The 13,273-nt window shown below is 59.7% G+C and carries 26 protein-coding genes; all 26 read right to left on the reverse strand.

Annotated features, from left to right (window positions below; translation table 11 throughout):
• Nucleotides 1–9 precede the first annotated feature (9 nt).
• Complete coding sequence (gene rpsM, locus WS89_RS10930; RefSeq protein ID WP_006400641.1) at nucleotides 10–375, reverse strand: 30S ribosomal protein S13; 366 nt, start codon at nucleotides 373–375, stop codon at nucleotides 10–12.
• Nucleotides 376–413: 38 nt separating this feature from the next.
• Entirely contained in the window at nucleotides 414–530 is a 117-nt protein-coding gene (gene rpmJ / locus WS89_RS10935; protein WP_004199844.1) for a 50S ribosomal protein L36, read from the reverse strand.
• Nucleotides 531–550: 20 nt separating this feature from the next.
• Nucleotides 551–769 carry a translation initiation factor IF-1 gene (gene infA / locus WS89_RS10940; RefSeq protein ID WP_004521905.1) on the reverse strand — a complete coding sequence of 73 codons (219 nt, stop codon included), beginning with the start codon at nucleotides 767–769 and terminating at the stop codon, nucleotides 551–553.
• An 8-nt stretch (nucleotides 770–777) separates the two neighbouring features.
• Nucleotides 778–2,127: a preprotein translocase subunit SecY gene (secY, locus tag WS89_RS10945; RefSeq protein ID WP_006482915.1), complete on the reverse strand. Its 1,350-nt coding sequence runs from the start codon at nucleotides 2,125–2,127 to the stop codon at nucleotides 778–780.
• Nucleotides 2,128–2,169: 42 nt separating this feature from the next.
• Entirely contained in the window at nucleotides 2,170–2,604 is a 435-nt protein-coding gene (gene rplO, locus WS89_RS10950; RefSeq protein WP_006482880.1) for a 50S ribosomal protein L15, read from the reverse strand.
• 26 nt (nucleotides 2,605–2,630) lie between these two features.
• Nucleotides 2,631–2,813, reverse strand: coding sequence for a 50S ribosomal protein L30 (gene rpmD / locus WS89_RS10955; RefSeq protein ID WP_006400644.1), 183 nt, complete (start codon nucleotides 2,811–2,813; stop codon nucleotides 2,631–2,633).
• Nucleotides 2,814–2,828: 15 nt separating this feature from the next.
• On the reverse strand, nucleotides 2,829–3,347 hold the full coding sequence (gene rpsE, locus WS89_RS10960; RefSeq protein WP_006752931.1) for a 30S ribosomal protein S5: 519 nt from the start codon (nucleotides 3,345–3,347) through the stop codon (nucleotides 2,829–2,831).
• Nucleotides 3,348–3,361: 14 nt separating this feature from the next.
• The gene (gene rplR / locus WS89_RS10965) at nucleotides 3,362–3,727 is read right to left on the reverse strand and encodes a 50S ribosomal protein L18 (protein ID WP_006477183.1); all 366 of its coding nucleotides are present in this window, start codon (nucleotides 3,725–3,727) and stop codon (nucleotides 3,362–3,364) included.
• 12 nt (nucleotides 3,728–3,739) lie between these two features.
• A complete protein-coding gene (rplF, locus tag WS89_RS10970; protein WP_006477184.1) occupies nucleotides 3,740–4,270 on the reverse strand; it encodes a 50S ribosomal protein L6 in 531 nt (176 codons plus the stop codon).
• Nucleotides 4,271–4,288: 18 nt separating this feature from the next.
• Nucleotides 4,289–4,684 (reverse strand): 30S ribosomal protein S8, encoded by a 396-nt coding sequence (gene rpsH, locus WS89_RS10975; protein WP_006477185.1) that lies wholly within the window; start codon nucleotides 4,682–4,684, stop codon nucleotides 4,289–4,291.
• Nucleotides 4,685–4,698: 14 nt separating this feature from the next.
• Nucleotides 4,699–5,004: a 30S ribosomal protein S14 gene (rpsN, locus tag WS89_RS10980; RefSeq protein ID WP_006482884.1), complete on the reverse strand. Its 306-nt coding sequence runs from the start codon at nucleotides 5,002–5,004 to the stop codon at nucleotides 4,699–4,701.
• Between the two features lie 7 nt (nucleotides 5,005–5,011).
• On the reverse strand, nucleotides 5,012–5,551 hold the full coding sequence (rplE, locus tag WS89_RS10985; protein WP_006482882.1) for a 50S ribosomal protein L5: 540 nt from the start codon (nucleotides 5,549–5,551) through the stop codon (nucleotides 5,012–5,014).
• Nucleotides 5,552–5,567: 16 nt separating this feature from the next.
• Complete coding sequence (gene rplX / locus WS89_RS10990; RefSeq protein ID WP_006477187.1) at nucleotides 5,568–5,876, reverse strand: 50S ribosomal protein L24; 309 nt, start codon at nucleotides 5,874–5,876, stop codon at nucleotides 5,568–5,570.
• A gap of 9 nt (nucleotides 5,877–5,885) precedes the next feature.
• On the reverse strand, nucleotides 5,886–6,254 hold the full coding sequence (gene rplN / locus WS89_RS10995) for a 50S ribosomal protein L14 (protein ID WP_006482918.1): 369 nt from the start codon (nucleotides 6,252–6,254) through the stop codon (nucleotides 5,886–5,888).
• A gap of 309 nt (nucleotides 6,255–6,563) precedes the next feature.
• Nucleotides 6,564–6,836 (reverse strand): 30S ribosomal protein S17, encoded by a 273-nt coding sequence (gene rpsQ, locus WS89_RS11000; protein ID WP_006477189.1) that lies wholly within the window; start codon nucleotides 6,834–6,836, stop codon nucleotides 6,564–6,566.
• The gene (rpmC, locus tag WS89_RS11005; protein WP_006400652.1) at nucleotides 6,833–7,027 is read right to left on the reverse strand and encodes a 50S ribosomal protein L29; all 195 of its coding nucleotides are present in this window, start codon (nucleotides 7,025–7,027) and stop codon (nucleotides 6,833–6,835) included. Before rpmC ends, rpsQ begins: the two co-directional genes overlap by 4 nt.
• A 9-nt stretch (nucleotides 7,028–7,036) precedes the next feature.
• Complete coding sequence (gene rplP, locus WS89_RS11010) at nucleotides 7,037–7,453, reverse strand: 50S ribosomal protein L16 (RefSeq protein WP_006482873.1); 417 nt, start codon at nucleotides 7,451–7,453, stop codon at nucleotides 7,037–7,039.
• A 2-nt stretch (nucleotides 7,454–7,455) separates the two neighbouring features.
• Nucleotides 7,456–8,256, reverse strand: a complete 801-nt coding sequence (rpsC, locus tag WS89_RS11015; RefSeq protein WP_006482899.1) for a 30S ribosomal protein S3 — start codon at nucleotides 8,254–8,256, stop codon at nucleotides 7,456–7,458.
• A gap of 11 nt (nucleotides 8,257–8,267) precedes the next feature.
• A complete protein-coding gene (gene rplV, locus WS89_RS11020) occupies nucleotides 8,268–8,597 on the reverse strand; it encodes a 50S ribosomal protein L22 (protein ID WP_004199272.1) in 330 nt (109 codons plus the stop codon).
• 12 nt (nucleotides 8,598–8,609) lie between these two features.
• The gene (rpsS, locus tag WS89_RS11025; protein ID WP_004199273.1) at nucleotides 8,610–8,885 is read right to left on the reverse strand and encodes a 30S ribosomal protein S19; all 276 of its coding nucleotides are present in this window, start codon (nucleotides 8,883–8,885) and stop codon (nucleotides 8,610–8,612) included.
• A gap of 10 nt (nucleotides 8,886–8,895) precedes the next feature.
• Complete coding sequence (gene rplB, locus WS89_RS11030; RefSeq protein WP_034209733.1) at nucleotides 8,896–9,723, reverse strand: 50S ribosomal protein L2; 828 nt, start codon at nucleotides 9,721–9,723, stop codon at nucleotides 8,896–8,898.
• Between the two features lie 2 nt (nucleotides 9,724–9,725).
• Nucleotides 9,726–10,040: a 50S ribosomal protein L23 gene (gene rplW, locus WS89_RS11035; protein ID WP_004199275.1), complete on the reverse strand. Its 315-nt coding sequence runs from the start codon at nucleotides 10,038–10,040 to the stop codon at nucleotides 9,726–9,728.
• Nucleotides 10,037–10,657 carry a 50S ribosomal protein L4 gene (rplD, locus tag WS89_RS11040; RefSeq protein ID WP_040143046.1) on the reverse strand — a complete coding sequence of 207 codons (621 nt, stop codon included), beginning with the start codon at nucleotides 10,655–10,657 and terminating at the stop codon, nucleotides 10,037–10,039. The genes rplW and rplD overlap by 4 nt, the downstream gene beginning before the upstream one ends.
• Nucleotides 10,657–11,307 (reverse strand): 50S ribosomal protein L3, encoded by a 651-nt coding sequence (gene rplC, locus WS89_RS11045; RefSeq protein ID WP_006482922.1) that lies wholly within the window; start codon nucleotides 11,305–11,307, stop codon nucleotides 10,657–10,659. The genes rplD and rplC overlap by 1 nt, the downstream gene beginning before the upstream one ends.
• 178 nt (nucleotides 11,308–11,485) lie before the next feature.
• Complete coding sequence (gene rpsJ, locus WS89_RS11050; RefSeq protein WP_004199280.1) at nucleotides 11,486–11,797, reverse strand: 30S ribosomal protein S10; 312 nt, start codon at nucleotides 11,795–11,797, stop codon at nucleotides 11,486–11,488.
• A 283-nt stretch (nucleotides 11,798–12,080) separates the two neighbouring features.
• Nucleotides 12,081–13,271 carry an elongation factor Tu gene (tuf, locus tag WS89_RS11055; RefSeq protein WP_034209732.1) on the reverse strand — a complete coding sequence of 397 codons (1,191 nt, stop codon included), beginning with the start codon at nucleotides 13,269–13,271 and terminating at the stop codon, nucleotides 12,081–12,083.
• Nucleotides 13,272–13,273: the final 2 nt, after the last annotated feature.

Below are 13,273 nucleotides of genomic sequence, written 5' to 3' on the forward strand. Positions count from 1 at the left end.
CAGTTCCGCTTACTTCTTCAGCGCTTGCGCTGCACGACGCGGACCCTTGCGGGTACGTGCGTTCGTACGCGTACGCTGACCGCGCATCGGCAGGCCCTTGCGATGACGGACGCCACGGTAGCAACCGAGGTCCATCAGGCGCTTGATGTTCATCGTCACTTCACGGCGCAGATCGCCTTCGACGACAAACTTGCCTACTTCTTCACGCAGCTTTTCCAGGTCTGCGTCGGTCAGATCCTTGACCTTCTTCGAAAAATCGACGCCAGCTGCCACGCAGATGCTGCGCGAACGGGTGCGGCCGATACCGAAGATAGCCGTCAGGCCGATCTCGGTATGCTGGTGATTCGGGATGTTAACCCCTGCGATACGAGCCATTGTTTTTCCTCAAACAAAAAGCGCAAACAAACGCGCGGTCAGCCTTGGCGCTGCTTGTGGCGCGGATCCGAGCTGCAGATCACGCGAACGACGCCTTTGCGCTTGATGATCTTGCAATTGCGGCAAATGCGCTTAACCGATGCCATCACTTTCATGATAATACCCTTTTTTCAAATCACTTCGCCCGGAACACGATCCGCGCACGAGACAGATCGTAAGGCGTCAATTCAACCGTCACCTTGTCGCCCGGCAGGATGCGGATGTAGTGCATCCGCATCTTCCCGGAAATATGCCCCAACACGACATGGCCGTTTTCCAGCTTCACGCGGAAGGTCGCATTCGGGAGGTTTTCAATTACCTCACCCTGCATCTGGATTACATCGTCTTTGGCCATAGTCCTTTTCAACGCATCGGGATGTTGCCGCCCTTGAAGTTAGCCTTCTTGAGCAGCGACTCATACTGTTGCGACATAACGTACGACTGCACCTGCGCCATAAAGTCCATCGTGACGACGACAATGATCAGCAGCGACGTTCCACCAAAATAAAACGGCACGTTCCAGCGCAGCACCAGGAATTCCGGCAGCAGACACACGAAGACGATGTAGATCGCACCGGCCAGCGTCAGACGCGTGAGGATGCGGTCGATATATCGTGCGGTCTGATCGCCCGGACGGATGCCCGGAACAAACGCGCCGCTCTTCTTCAGGTTGTCCGCGGTCTCCCTGCTGTTGAACACCAGTGCGGTGTAGAAGAAGCAGAAAAACACGATTGCCAGCGTGTACAGCAGCACGTAGACCGGCTGGCCCGGCTTCAGCGCTTCCGCAACGTTATGCAACGTATTGGAAATCCAGCTTCCTGTCGGCTGACCGGTACTGAACCAGCCGAGAATCGTTGCCGGGAACAGAATGATCGACGATGCAAAGATCGGCGGAATCACGCCCGACATGTTCAGCTTCAGCGGCAGATGCGACGACTGCCCACCGTAGATCTTGTTGCCGACCTGACGCTTCGCGTAGTTCACGAGGATCTTGCGCTGACCGCGTTCGATGAACACGACCAGGTAAGTCACCGCGGCGATCAGAACGACGATGATGATCGCCGAAATGATGCTCATCGAACCCGTACGCACCAGTTCGAACAACCCACCTACGGCATTCGGGAACCCTGCTGCGATCCCGCCGAAGATGATGATCGAGATACCGTTGCCCAGACCACGCTCGGTAATCTGCTCGCCGAGCCACATCAGGAACATCGTGCCCGTAACCAGCGTCACGACCGTCGTCAGACGGAACAGCATGCCGGGATCGGTGACGAGGCCCGGCTGGTTTTCCAGCGCAGCCGCGATACCGAATGCCTGGAAGGTCGCGAGCACCACGGTGAAATACCGCGTGTACTGCGTGATCTTCCGTTGCCCTGCCTGCCCTTCCTTCTTCAGCGCCTCGAGCTGCGGCGAAACGATCGCCAGCAACTGCATGATGATCGACGCCGAGATGTACGGCATGATCCCCAGCGCAAAGATCGTGAAGCGGGAAAGCGCGCCACCCGAGAACATGTTGAACATGCCCAGGATGCCGCCCGCCTGGCTCTGGAACAGCTTAGCCAGTTGATCCGGATCGATGCCCGGCACGGGAATGTGCGCGCCGATGCGATAGACGATCAGCGCCAGGAGCAGGAACATCGCTCGCCGGCGCAGATCGCCGAATTTCGCCGTGCTTCGACCGGGTTTTGCAAGACTCGGGCTGTTAGCCAAGTACCTTCTCCGATGAATGCAAGTGACGACGCGCTACGCGTGTCACTCGGCGAACGAACCGCCAGCCGCTTCGATCGCAGCGCGCGCACCCTTGGTGGCACCGAGACCCTTCACGACGATCTTGCGCTTCAGTTCGCCCGTCGCGATGATCTTTGCGCTCTTCGTCAGCTCGCCGACCAGGCCGGCTTGCTTCAGTGCGAGCAGATCGATCTCGTCGACCGGCAGCTTCTCGAGGTCGCCCAGGCGCACTTCACCGACGAATTCCTTCGTCAGCGACGTGAAGCCGCGCTTCGGCAGACGACGTTGCAGCGGCATCTGACCGCCTTCGAAACCGACTTTGTGGAAGCCGCCCGAACGCGATTTCTGACCCTTGTGACCACGGCCAGCCGTCTTGCCGAGGCCCGAACCGATGCCACGACCGACGCGACGCTTGGCGTGCTTGGCGCCAGCGGCCGGCTTCAGGTTATTCAATTCCATATCAACTCCTTGATCCGTAGGGCCGCTTACGCGATGACCTTAACGAGGTACGAGACCTTGTTGATCATGCCGCGGACCGCCGGCGTGTCCTGCAGCTCGCTAACCGAGTTGAGTCGGCGCAGGCCCAGGCCACGCACGGTTGCGCGGTGCGATTCGCGGGTCCCGATCAGGCTCTTGACGAGCTGAACCTTGACAGTTTTTTCAGACATGGTGACCACCCGGGCTTAGCCCAAAATATCTTCGACGGACTTGCCGCGCTTCGCCGCGATGTCTGCCGGGGTCGACTGCTTGCGCAGACCGTCCAGCGTGGCGCGAACGAGGTTGTACGGGTTCGTCGAACCGTGGCTCTTCGCCACGACGTTCTGAACGCCCATCACGTCGAACACTGCGCGCATCGGGCCGCCGGCGATCACGCCCGTACCTGCCTTCGCCGGAGCGAGGAGGACAGCGGATGCGCCATGCTTGCCGTGCACTTCGTGCTGCAGCGTGCCGTTCTTGAGCGGCACCTTGAACATGTTGCGGCGAGCTTGTTCCATTGCCTTCTGGACAGCGACCGGCACTTCCTTCGCCTTGCCCTTGCCCATACCGATGCGGCCATCGCCGTCGCCAACCACGGTCAGTGCGGCGAAGCCGAGAATACGGCCACCCTTCACGACCTTGGTCACGCGATTGACCGAAATCATCTTTTCGCGAAGGCCGTCGTCGCGCTCGTCAGCCTGAACTTTCGCTTGCATCTTTGCCATGACGAATTCCTTCCTTAGAACTTGAGCCCAGCTTCGCGAGCTGCCTCAGCCAGCGCCTTGACGCGGCCGTGGTAGCGGAAGCCCGAGCGGTCGAAGGCGACGGATTCGATGCCGGCAGCCTTTGCCTTCTCGGCAATACGCTTGCCGATCAGCGTCGCAGCATTGACGTTGCCGCCCTTGCCCGACTTGTCGGCCAGTTCTGCGCGCACTTCTGCTTCGAGCGTCGACGCGCTGGCGAGCACCTTGGTGCCGCACGGCGAGAACACTTGAGCGTAGATGTGCGTGTTCGTGCGATGCACGGCGAGACGCGCGACCTGCAGCTCAGCGATCTTGATACGCGTCTGGCGAGCGCGGCGCAGGCGAGATTGAGTCTTATCCATGATTGCGCACCCTTACTTCTTCTTCGTTTCTTTGAGGATCACAACCTCGTCGGCATAACGCACGCCCTTGCCCTTGTAGGGCTCCGGCGGACGGTAACCGCGGACTTCCGCAGCCACTTGACCGACTTGTTGCTTGTTGATCCCCTTGATCACGATTTCGGTTTGCGTCGGGGTTTCAGCCTTGACGCCTTCCGGCATCTGGTGCACCACCGGGTGCGAGAAACCCAGCGACAGGTTCAGCTTGTCGCCTTGCGCTTGCGCACGGTAACCGACGCCAACCAGCGTCAGCTTGCGCTCGAAACCCTTGGTCACGCCGTGCACGGCATTCGCGATGATCGCGCGCATCGTGCCCGACAGTGCATTTGCTTCGCGGCTTTCGTCGACCGGCGACAGATTCAGCGTGCCGTCGTTGTTCGCCACGTTCACGAGCGGATTGATCGCTTGCGTGATGGTGCCCAGCGGGCCCTTGACGGTGATTGCACCGTCGGCCAGCTTGACTTCCGCGCCTTGCAGCGCGATCGGGCTTTTACCTACTCGAGACATGTTTCTCTCTCCTCGGCTTTAAGCGACGTAGCAGATGACTTCGCCGCCGACGCCGGTAGCGCGCGCCTTGCGGTCGGTCATCACGCCCTTCGGCGTCGACACGATTGCCACACCGAGGCCATTCATGACCTGCGGAATGTCGTTACGGCCGCGATACACGCGCAGACCAGGCTTCGACACGCGCTCGAGGCGTTCGATGACCGGGCGACCTGCGTAGTACTTCAGCGCGATATTCAGTTCGGACTTCGCACCTTCCGCCTTCACGGCGAAATCGTCGATATAACCTTCGTCCTTCAGGACTTGCGCGATTGCAACCTTGACCTTCGACGAGGGCATCGCGACCGATACCTTCTCGACCATCTGCGCGTTGCGGATGCGAGTCAGCATATCGGCGATAGGATCACTCATGCTCATTTACGTTTCTCCTATTACCAGCTCGCCTTGGTCAGGCCAGGAATCTCGCCACGGAATGCGATTTCACGAATCTTGTTACGCGCGAGGCCGAATTTACGGAACGTGCCACGCGGACGGCCCGTGATCGCGCAGCGGTTACGCTGGCGGGTCGGGTTTGCGTTGCGGGGCAGTTGCTGCAGCTCCAGGCGTGCTTCGTAGCGCTCTTCTTCCGACTTGCTTTGGTCTTCGACGATCGCCTTCAGCGCTTCGCGCTTTGCTGCGAACTTCGCGACCAGGCGGGCGCGCTTCTTTTCACGTTCGATCAGTGCCAGTTTAGCCACGGTAACCTCAGTTTCTGAACGGGAACTTGAAGCTGGCGAGCAGAGCCTTTGCTTCGTCGTCGGTCTTCGCAGTCGTCGTGATGCTGATGTTCAGCCCACGCAGTGCGTCGATCTTGTCGTAATCGATTTCGGGGAAAATGATCTGCTCTTTCACACCGATGTTGTAGTTGCCACGGCCATCGAAAGCACGACCCGACACGCCGCGGAAGTCACGCACGCGGGGCAGGGCAACCGTCACGAAACGGTCGAGGAATTCGTACATCGCGCGGCCACGCAGCGTCACCATCGCGCCGATGGGGTAGCCCTGGCGGATCTTGAAGCCTGCGATTGCCTTGCGGGCCTTCGTGACGACCGGCTTCTGGCCGGCGATCTTCGTGAGGTCGCCAACGGCGTTCTCGATGATCTTCTTGTCAGCGATCGCTTCGCCAAGACCCATGTTCAGCGTGATCTTGGTGATGCGCGGCACTTCCATGACCGACTTGTAACCGAACTTCTCGATCAGGCCGGGCACAACCTTTTCTTTGTAAAACTCTTGAAAACGAGCCATTTTTTACTCCGCTGCGTCAGGCGCTCAGTACGGCACCGGTCGTCTTCAGGAAGCGAACCTTCTTGCCTTCCTCGACCTTGATGCCAACACGCGACGCCTTGCCATTCGCGTCGACCAGTGCGACGTTCGAAATATGCAGGGGCATCGTCTTCGCTTCCACGCCGCCCGTCGTACCCTTCATCGGGTTCGGCTTCACATGCTTCTTGACGAGGTTGATACCTTCAACCGTCACATGTTCAGCACCGACAGCCAGCACGACGCCGCGCTTGCCCTTGTCCTTGCCAGTGACGACGATGACTTCGTCACCTTTGCGAATCTTGTTCATCGCGACTCCTTACAGCACTTCCGGCGCCAGCGAAACGATCTTCATGAATCGTTCGCTACGCAGCTCACGCGTCACCGGCCCGAAGATACGGGTGCCGATCGGCTCGAGCTTGTTATTCAAAAGCACAGCGGCGTTGCCGTCGAACTTGATCAGCGAGCCGTCTTGACGGCGCACGCCCTTGGCGGTGCGGACCACCACGGCGTTGTAAATTTCGCCTTTCTTCACGCGCCCGCGCGGCGTTGCCTCTTTGACGCTCACCTTGATGATGTCGCCAATGCCGGCATAACGACGCTTCGAGCCGCCGAGCACCTTGATGCACAGGACTTCACGTGCACCCGTGTTGTCGGCTACTTCGAGCCGAGATTCGGTCTGGATCATGGTTTGTCTTTCCCAACTTAATCCGGATGCACCACCATGATGCATTCGGTCAGTCTTGGTCCCGTCAGCCAATCGGCTGCTTGGGTTGGAACAGCAGCGACGGCAAACGAAACCCGCCATCGCAATTCGGTGAATCTTTCGGACAGGCAGGCGCCAGTCCGCTTCCCCCACCAACTTCGCCCGCGACGGGGCTCCCATAAAGAGGGAAGACCGGGATTATAACAAATAATCCCGGTCACGCAAGCAAAAACTTTGCGATTTCAAGCACTTCGTGGAGAAGTGCCCGTTACTGCCTACTGCGCTGCCCGCTTAGATGACGCGAGCGGCTTCGACGAGGCGCGACACCGTCCAGGCCTTCGTCTTCGAAACAGGACGCGTTTCCTGGATTTCGACGAGATCGCCTTCGTTGTAGGTGTTCGCTTCATCGTGCGCGTGGTACTTCTTCGAACGCACGACATACTTGCCGTAGATCGGATGCTTGACGCGGTGCTCGATCAGCACGGTGACGGTCTTGTCCATCTTGTTGCTGACGACCCGACCGACCAGCGTCCGCTTCAGCGAGGTTTTCACGCTATCGTTCATTTCTGGTTCGCCTTCTGAGTCATGACGGTCCGCACACGTGCGATGTCGCGACGAACCTTCTTCAGCTGGCTCGTGTTCGTGAGCTGCTGGGTCGCGAGTTGCATGCGCAGGCCGAATTGCGCCTTCAGCAGGTCCGCCAGCTCCTTGTTGAGCGCGGCCTGGTCTTTCTGGAGAAGTTCGGAAGCCTTCATGTTTTCTCCTTAGGCGCCGAGCTGGCGCACGATGAATGCCGTCTTGAGCGGCAGCTTGGCTGCAGCCAGACGGAACGCTTCGCGTGCCAGTTCTTCGGTTACGCCGTCCATTTCATAGAGCATCTTGCCCGGCTGAATCTCGGCGACGTAGTACTCCGGGTTACCCTTACCGTTACCCATACGCACTTCGGCCGGCTTCTGCGAAATCGGCTTGTCCGGGAAGATCCGGATCCAGATGCGGCCGCCACGCTTGATGTGACGCGTCATTGCACGACGCGCCGCTTCAATTTGACGTGCGGTCAAACGACCGCGACCGATCGCCTTCAGGCCGAATTCACCGAACGACACTGCGTTGCCGCGCGTCGCCTTGCCGGTGTTACGACCCTTCTGCTCTTTACGATACTTTCTGCGTTTCGGTTGCAGCATCGTTATTCTCCAGTCTTGCCGTCTTCGGGCTTGCCGGCGCCACGGCGCGGTGCGCCACGACGAGCACCCGGAGCGCCGCCTTCGCCGTCACGGCGCGGACGACGGTCGCCCGGACGCGCATTGCGACGCGGACGCTTGTCTTCGGCTACTTCTTCCACCACCGGTGCATCGTTGCGGCCGAGCGTATCACCCTTGTAGACCCACACCTTGACGCCGATGATCCCGTAAGTCGTCTTCGCTTCCGAAGTCGCGTAGTCGATATCAGCACGCAGCGTGTGAAGCGGCACGCGACCTTCGCGATACCACTCCGTACGAGCGATTTCGATACCGTTCAGACGGCCTGCGCTCATGATCTTGATGCCTTGGGCACCCAGACGCATCGCGTTCTGCATCGCACGCTTCATCGCGCGACGGAACATGATCCGGCGCTCGAGCTGTTGCGTGATCGAGTCAGCGATCAGCTGAGCATCGGTTTCCGGCTTGCGGATTTCCTCGATGTTGACGTGAACCGGCACGCCCATGCGGCGTTGCAGTTCCGTCTTCAGCTGTTCGATGTCCTCGCCCTTCTTGCCGATGACCACGCCCGGACGCGAGCTGTAAATCGTGATGCGCGCGTTCTTCGCCGGACGCTCGATGACCACCCGACCGACCGAAGCGTTCTTCAGCTTCTTCTTCAGGTATTCACGAACACCGATGTCTTCCTGCAGCATCGCCGCGAAATTGTTGTTGTTCGCGTACCAACGCGAAGCCCAATTGCGGCTGACAGCCAGGCGGAAGCCAGTCGGATGAATTTTCTGTCCCATCGTATGGCTCCTTAATTCCCGACCGTCACAGTGATGTGACAGGATTGCTTCTCGATGCGGTTACCGCGGCCCTTGGCGCGCGCGGTGAAACGCTTGAGCGATGCAGCCTTGTCGACGTAGATGCTCTTGATCTTGAGCTCGTCGATATCAGCGCCTTCGTTGTGCTCCGCATTCGCGATTGCCGACAGCACAACCTTCTTCACGATGCCAGCCGCCTTCTTCGGCGAGAACGTCAGAACGTTCAGCGCCTTGTCGACCGGCAAACCGCGGATCTGGTCAGCCACAAGGCGCGTTTTCTGCGCCGAGATGCGGGCACCGCGATGAATTGCTTTCACTTCCATCTTGATTGCCCCTTATTTCTTGGCCTTCTTGTCGGCTGCGTGACCCTTGAACGTACGGGTCAGTGCGAACTCGCCAAGCTTGTGGCCGACCATGTTTTCCGAGATGTACACCGGAACGTGTTGACGGCCGTTGTGAACAGCGATCGTCAGGCCGATGAAATCCGGCAGAATCGTCGAGCGACGCGACCAGGTCTTGATCGGCTTTTTGTCGCGCGAAGCTGCAGCCGCCTCAACTTTCTTCAGCAAATGGGCGTCGCAGAACGGACCTTTTTTAACAGAACGTGCCATTGCCTACTCCTTAACGCTTGTGACGGCGCTGGACGATCATCGTCGTCGTGCGCTTGTTGCTGCGGGTGCGGTAACCCTTAGCCGGCGTACCCCACGGGCTCACCGGGTCGCGACCTGCAGCCGTCTTGCCCTCACCACCACCGTGCGGGTGATCGACCGGGTTCATCGCAACGCCACGCACCGTCGGGCGGATACCGCGCCAGCGGTTCGCGCCAGCCTTGCCGATCTGGCGCAGGCTATGCTCTTCGTTGCCGACTTCACCGATCGTTGCACGGCACTCGATGTGCACGCGGCGGATTTCGCCCGAACGCAGACGAACCTGCGCGTAGACGCCTTCACGCGCCAACAGCATGGCCGACGTGCCAGCCGAACGCGCCATTTGCGCGCCCTTGCCCGGCAGCATCTCGATGCAGTGGATCGTCGTACCGACCGGAATGTTGCGGATCGGCAGCGTGTTGCCTGCACGGATCGGCGCTTCCGAACCCGACATCAGCTGTTGGCCGACGGTCAGGCCCTTCGGGGCGATGATGTAGCGACGCTCGCCGTCTGCGTAGAGCACCAGCGCGATGTTCGCGCTGCGGTTCGGGTCGTACTCGAGACGCTCGACCTTTGCCGGGATGCCATCCTTCGTGCGACGGAAATCGACGATACGATAGTGCTGCTTGTGACCACCACCCTTGTGACGCGTGGTGATACGGCCGTTGTTGTTACGGCCGGCGGTCGAGCTCTGCGAGTCGAGCAGTGCCGCGTACGGCTTGCCCTGGTGCAGATTCTTGTTGACCACCTTGACCATCGCGCGGCGACCCGGCGAAGTCGGTTTAACTTTCACGATTGCCATGATTACTTGGCCTCCGCTTCAAAGTTGATTTCCTGGCCGGGCTTCAGGCAAACGTACGCCTTCTTCACGTCCTTGCGGCGGCCCATCGAACGGCCGAAGCGCTTTTGCTTGCCCTTCTGAACCAGCACGTTGACCGAATCAACTTCAACCTTGAACAGCAGCTCGACAGCCGCCTTCACTTCCTGCTTCGTGGCATCCGGTGCGACTTCGAACACGACTTGCTCGTTCTTGTCGGCAACCAGCGTCGCCTTTTCGGAAATCACCGGTGCGAGCAGGACCTGCATCAAACGATGATCGTTCTTGCGAATCTCGCTCATGACAGCAACTCCTCGATCTGGGCGACCGCAGCCTTCGTGACCAGCACTTTCTTGAAGTAGATCAGCGACAGCGGGTCAGCGTAGCGCGGCTCGACAATTGCCACGTGCGGCAGGTTGCGCGATGCCAGGTACAGGTTTTCGTCAACCGTGTCGGTGATGATCAGCACGGAGTCGAGACCCATGGTCTTGAATTTGTCGGCCAGCAGCTTGGTCTTCGGCGCTTCGAGGACGATGTCCTCGACGACCGACAGACGGCCTTCGCGGGCCAGCTGCGAGAAGATCGAGCAGAGGCCTGCGCGATGCATCTTCTTGTTGACCTTGTGCGAGAAGTTTTCTTCCGGCGAATTCGGGAAGATACGACCACCGCCACGCCACAGCGGGCTCGACGACATACCGGCACGAGCGCGGCCCGTACCCTTCTGGCGCCACGGCTTCTTGGTCGTGTGCTTGACTTGCTCACGGTCCTTCTGTGCGCGGTTACCCTGGCGAGCATTCGCCTGGTAAGCGACGACGACCTGGTGGATCAGCGCTTCGTTGTAGTCACGACCGAACACGACGTCCGATGCGTTGACCACTGCACCTTCCTGACCATTTTCGTTCAGGAGCTTGAGTTCCATTATTTCGCCCCCTTGGTCTTGACGGCCGGCGTCACGAAGACCTTGCCGCCCTTCGCGCCCGGAATCGCACCCTTCACGAGCAGCAGCTTGCGCTCTGCGTCGATACGGGCGATTTCGAGGTTCTGCACCGTCACCGTCACGTCACCCATGTGACCCGTCATGCGCTTACCCGGGAAAACACGACCCGGATCCTGCGCCATACCGATCGAGCCCGGCACGTTGTGCGAGCGCGAGTTACCGTGCGTGGCACGGCCGGAGGAGAAGTTGTAACGCTTGATCGTACCGGCGTAGCCCTTACCGATCGACACGCCTTGCACGTCGACCTTCTGGCCCACTTCGAAAAGATCTGCACCGACCACGGCACCATTCGACAGCTCGGCTGCCTTGGCCGCGTCAATGCGGAATTCCTTGAGGATTTCACCGGCTTCGACACCGGCTTTGGCGAGATGACCTGCCAGCGGCTTCGTCACGCGCGATGCGCGGCGGGAGCCGAATGCAACCTGCACGGCCGTGTAGCCGTCGGTTTCAACAGTCTTGATCTGCGTCACGCGGTTGTCCGACACGTCCAGCACGGTGACGGGAATCGAATCCCCTTCAGCCGTGAAGATACGGGTCATGCCAACCTTGCGACCTACGAGTCCAAGGCTCATCATTTTCTCCATTCCCGACTGCGATTGGTCGGGGCTGATTTACAAAATGCCGGGCACGCAAGGCCCAACTTTTTTACGCGAATACGCGAAAAGCCAAGCAGTATAGCCCGACTTCTCGATTTCCGCAAGCAATACAAAGACTTAGCGCCACCCGGCTCGCCGGCCGGCGCCGGAAGCCTTACTGCAGCTTGATTTCCACGTCGACGCCAGCCGGCAGGTCGAGCTTCATCAGCGCGTCAACGGTCTTGTCCGTCGGGTCGACGATGTCCATCAGGCGCTGGTGGGTGCGGATTTCGAGCTGATCGCGCGACGTCTTGTTGACGTGCGGCGAACGCAGGATGTCAAAACGCTGAATGCGCGTCGGCAGCGGCACCGGGCCACGGACGATTGCGCCAGTCCGCTTCGCGGTATCGACGATTTCGGCAGCCGATTGATCGATCAGACGATAGTCGAATGCCTTCAGGCGAATGCGGATTTTCTGTTGCTGCATGACGATTCCTTGAAAAGAGCGAGGCGATGTTGCATCGCCGGACACTAAAAGAACGTGAAACATGACGCCAGCGGGGAGCGAAGCATCAGGTTCCGGGCGGTACTTCCACTGCTAAGCCCGCGATTCTACACGAAAATTCGCGGCGGTGGGCGTTTGTCAATAGAGCGGTTCGCACGCCACAAAGAAAAACCGGGTGCCAGATCGAACTGGACACCCGGTTTCTACGGTACGAGTTGCTTACCGTGGAATCGCGGACCCCGCAGGGATCCGCGGATCGTCGATATTACTCGATGATCTTGGCGACGACGCCGGCGCCGACCGTACGGCCGCCTTCGCGGATTGCGAAGCGCAGACCTTCTTCCATCGCGATCGGAGCGATCAGCTTCACCGTGATCGACACGTTGTCGCCCGGCATCACCATTTCCTTGTCCTTCGGCAGCTCGATCGAGCCCGTCACGTCCGTCGTACGGAAGTAGAACTGCGGACGGTAGTTGTTGAAGAACGGCGTGTGACGGCCGCCTTCGTCCTTGCTCAGCACGTACACTTCAGCCGTGAAGTGCGTGTGCGGCGTGATCGAACCCGGCTTCGCCAGAACCTGGCCACGCTCCACGTCTTCACGCTTCGTGCCGCGCAGCAGGATACCGACGTTGTCGCCTGCCTGACCCTGGTCCAGCAGCTTGCGGAACATTTCAACGCCCGTGCAGGTCGTCTTCACCGTCGGCTTGATACCGACGATTTCGATTTCTTCGCCGACCTTGATGATGCCGCGCTCGACACGACCCGTCACCACCGTACCGCGGCCCGAGATCGAGAACACGTCTTCCACCGGCATCAGGAACGCGCCATCAACCGCACGCTCCGGCGTCGGGATGTACGTGTCCAGTGCGTCTGCCAGGTTCATGATCGCCACTTCGCCCAGCTCGCCCGTGTCGCCTTCCAGCGCCAGCTTCGCCGAACCCTTCACGATCGGCGTGTCGTCGCCCGGGAAGTCGTACTTCGACAGGAGTTCGCGAACTTCCATCTCGACCAGCTCGAGCAGTTCAGCGTCGTCCACCATGTCGCACTTGTTCAGGAACACGATGATGTACGGAACGCCAACCTGACGTGCCAGCAGGATGTGCTCGCGCGTTTGCGGCATCGGGCCGTCTGCTGCCGAGCAAACCAGGATCGCGCCGTCCATCTGCGCCGCACCCGTGATCATGTTCTTCACATAGTCAGCGTGGCCCGGGCAGTCGACGTGTGCGTAGTGGCGGTTAGCCGTTTCGTACTCGACGTGCGCCGTGTTGATCGTGATGCCGCGCGCCTTTTCTTCCGGTGCCGCGTCGATCTGGTCGTACGCCTTCGCTTCGCCGCCGAACTTCTTCGTCAGAACCGTCGTGATCGCTGCCGTCAGCGTCGTCTTGCCGTGGTCAACGTGACCAATCGTACCAACGTTCACGTGCGGCTTGGTCCGCTCAAACTTTTCTTTTGCCATGA

The sequence above is a fragment of the Burkholderia sp. MSMB1072 genome (assembly GCF_001524725.1).
Classification (GTDB): domain Bacteria; phylum Pseudomonadota; class Gammaproteobacteria; order Burkholderiales; family Burkholderiaceae; genus Burkholderia.

What these genes read in the sequence shown, in the direction of transcription:
- rpsC (WP_006482899.1), bottom strand. Translation starts at nt 8,256, where the DNA reads ATGGGACAGAAAATTCATCCGACTGGCTTCCGCCTGGCTGTCAGCCGC.
- rpmC (WP_006400652.1), bottom strand. Translation starts at nt 7,027, where the DNA reads ATGAAGGCTTCCGAACTTCTCCAGAAAGACCAGGCCGCGCTCAACAAG.
- rpsH (WP_006477185.1), bottom strand. Translation starts at nt 4,684, where the DNA reads ATGAGCATGAGTGATCCTATCGCCGATATGCTGACTCGCATCCGCAAC.
- rpsJ (WP_004199280.1), bottom strand. Translation starts at nt 11,797, where the DNA reads ATGCAGCAACAGAAAATCCGCATTCGCCTGAAGGCATTCGACTATCGT.
- rpsS (WP_004199273.1), bottom strand. Translation starts at nt 8,885, where the DNA reads ATGGCACGTTCTGTTAAAAAAGGTCCGTTCTGCGACGCCCATTTGCTG.
- rplC (WP_006482922.1), bottom strand. Translation starts at nt 11,307, where the DNA reads ATGAGCCTTGGACTCGTAGGTCGCAAGGTTGGCATGACCCGTATCTTC.
- rplF (WP_006477184.1), bottom strand. Translation starts at nt 4,270, where the DNA reads ATGTCTCGAGTAGGTAAAAGCCCGATCGCGCTGCAAGGCGCGGAAGTC.
- rpmJ (WP_004199844.1), bottom strand. Translation starts at nt 530, where the DNA reads ATGAAAGTGATGGCATCGGTTAAGCGCATTTGCCGCAATTGCAAGATC.
- infA (WP_004521905.1), bottom strand. Translation starts at nt 769, where the DNA reads ATGGCCAAAGACGATGTAATCCAGATGCAGGGTGAGGTAATTGAAAAC.
- rpsE (WP_006752931.1), bottom strand. Translation starts at nt 3,347, where the DNA reads ATGGCAAAGATGCAAGCGAAAGTTCAGGCTGACGAGCGCGACGACGGC.
- rpsQ (WP_006477189.1), bottom strand. Translation starts at nt 6,836, where the DNA reads ATGAACGATAGCGTGAAAACCTCGCTGAAGCGGACGCTGGTCGGTCGG.
- rplP (WP_006482873.1), bottom strand. Translation starts at nt 7,453, where the DNA reads ATGCTGCAACCGAAACGCAGAAAGTATCGTAAAGAGCAGAAGGGTCGT.
- rplX (WP_006477187.1), bottom strand. Translation starts at nt 5,876, where the DNA reads ATGAACAAGATTCGCAAAGGTGACGAAGTCATCGTCGTCACTGGCAAG.
- rplN (WP_006482918.1), bottom strand. Translation starts at nt 6,254, where the DNA reads ATGATCCAGACCGAATCTCGGCTCGAAGTAGCCGACAACACGGGTGCA.
- rplB (WP_034209733.1), bottom strand. Translation starts at nt 9,723, where the DNA reads ATGGCAATCGTGAAAGTTAAACCGACTTCGCCGGGTCGCCGCGCGATG.
- rpmD (WP_006400644.1), bottom strand. Translation starts at nt 2,813, where the DNA reads ATGTCTGAAAAAACTGTCAAGGTTCAGCTCGTCAAGAGCCTGATCGGG.
- rplR (WP_006477183.1), bottom strand. Translation starts at nt 3,727, where the DNA reads ATGGATAAGACTCAATCTCGCCTGCGCCGCGCTCGCCAGACGCGTATC.
- rplV (WP_004199272.1), bottom strand. Translation starts at nt 8,597, where the DNA reads ATGGAAGTGAAAGCAATTCATCGCGGTGCCCGCATCTCGGCGCAGAAA.
- rpsM (WP_006400641.1), bottom strand. Translation starts at nt 375, where the DNA reads ATGGCTCGTATCGCAGGGGTTAACATCCCGAATCACCAGCATACCGAG.
- rplW (WP_004199275.1), bottom strand. Translation starts at nt 10,040, where the DNA reads ATGAGCGAGATTCGCAAGAACGATCATCGTTTGATGCAGGTCCTGCTC.
- tuf (WP_034209732.1), bottom strand. Translation starts at nt 13,271, where the DNA reads ATGGCAAAAGAAAAGTTTGAGCGGACCAAGCCGCACGTGAACGTTGGT.
- rplO (WP_006482880.1), bottom strand. Translation starts at nt 2,604, where the DNA reads ATGGAATTGAATAACCTGAAGCCGGCCGCTGGCGCCAAGCACGCCAAG.
- rplE (WP_006482882.1), bottom strand. Translation starts at nt 5,551, where the DNA reads ATGGCTCGTTTTCAAGAGTTTTACAAAGAAAAGGTTGTGCCCGGCCTG.
- rplD (WP_040143046.1), bottom strand. Translation starts at nt 10,657, where the DNA reads ATGGAACTCAAGCTCCTGAACGAAAATGGTCAGGAAGGTGCAGTGGTC.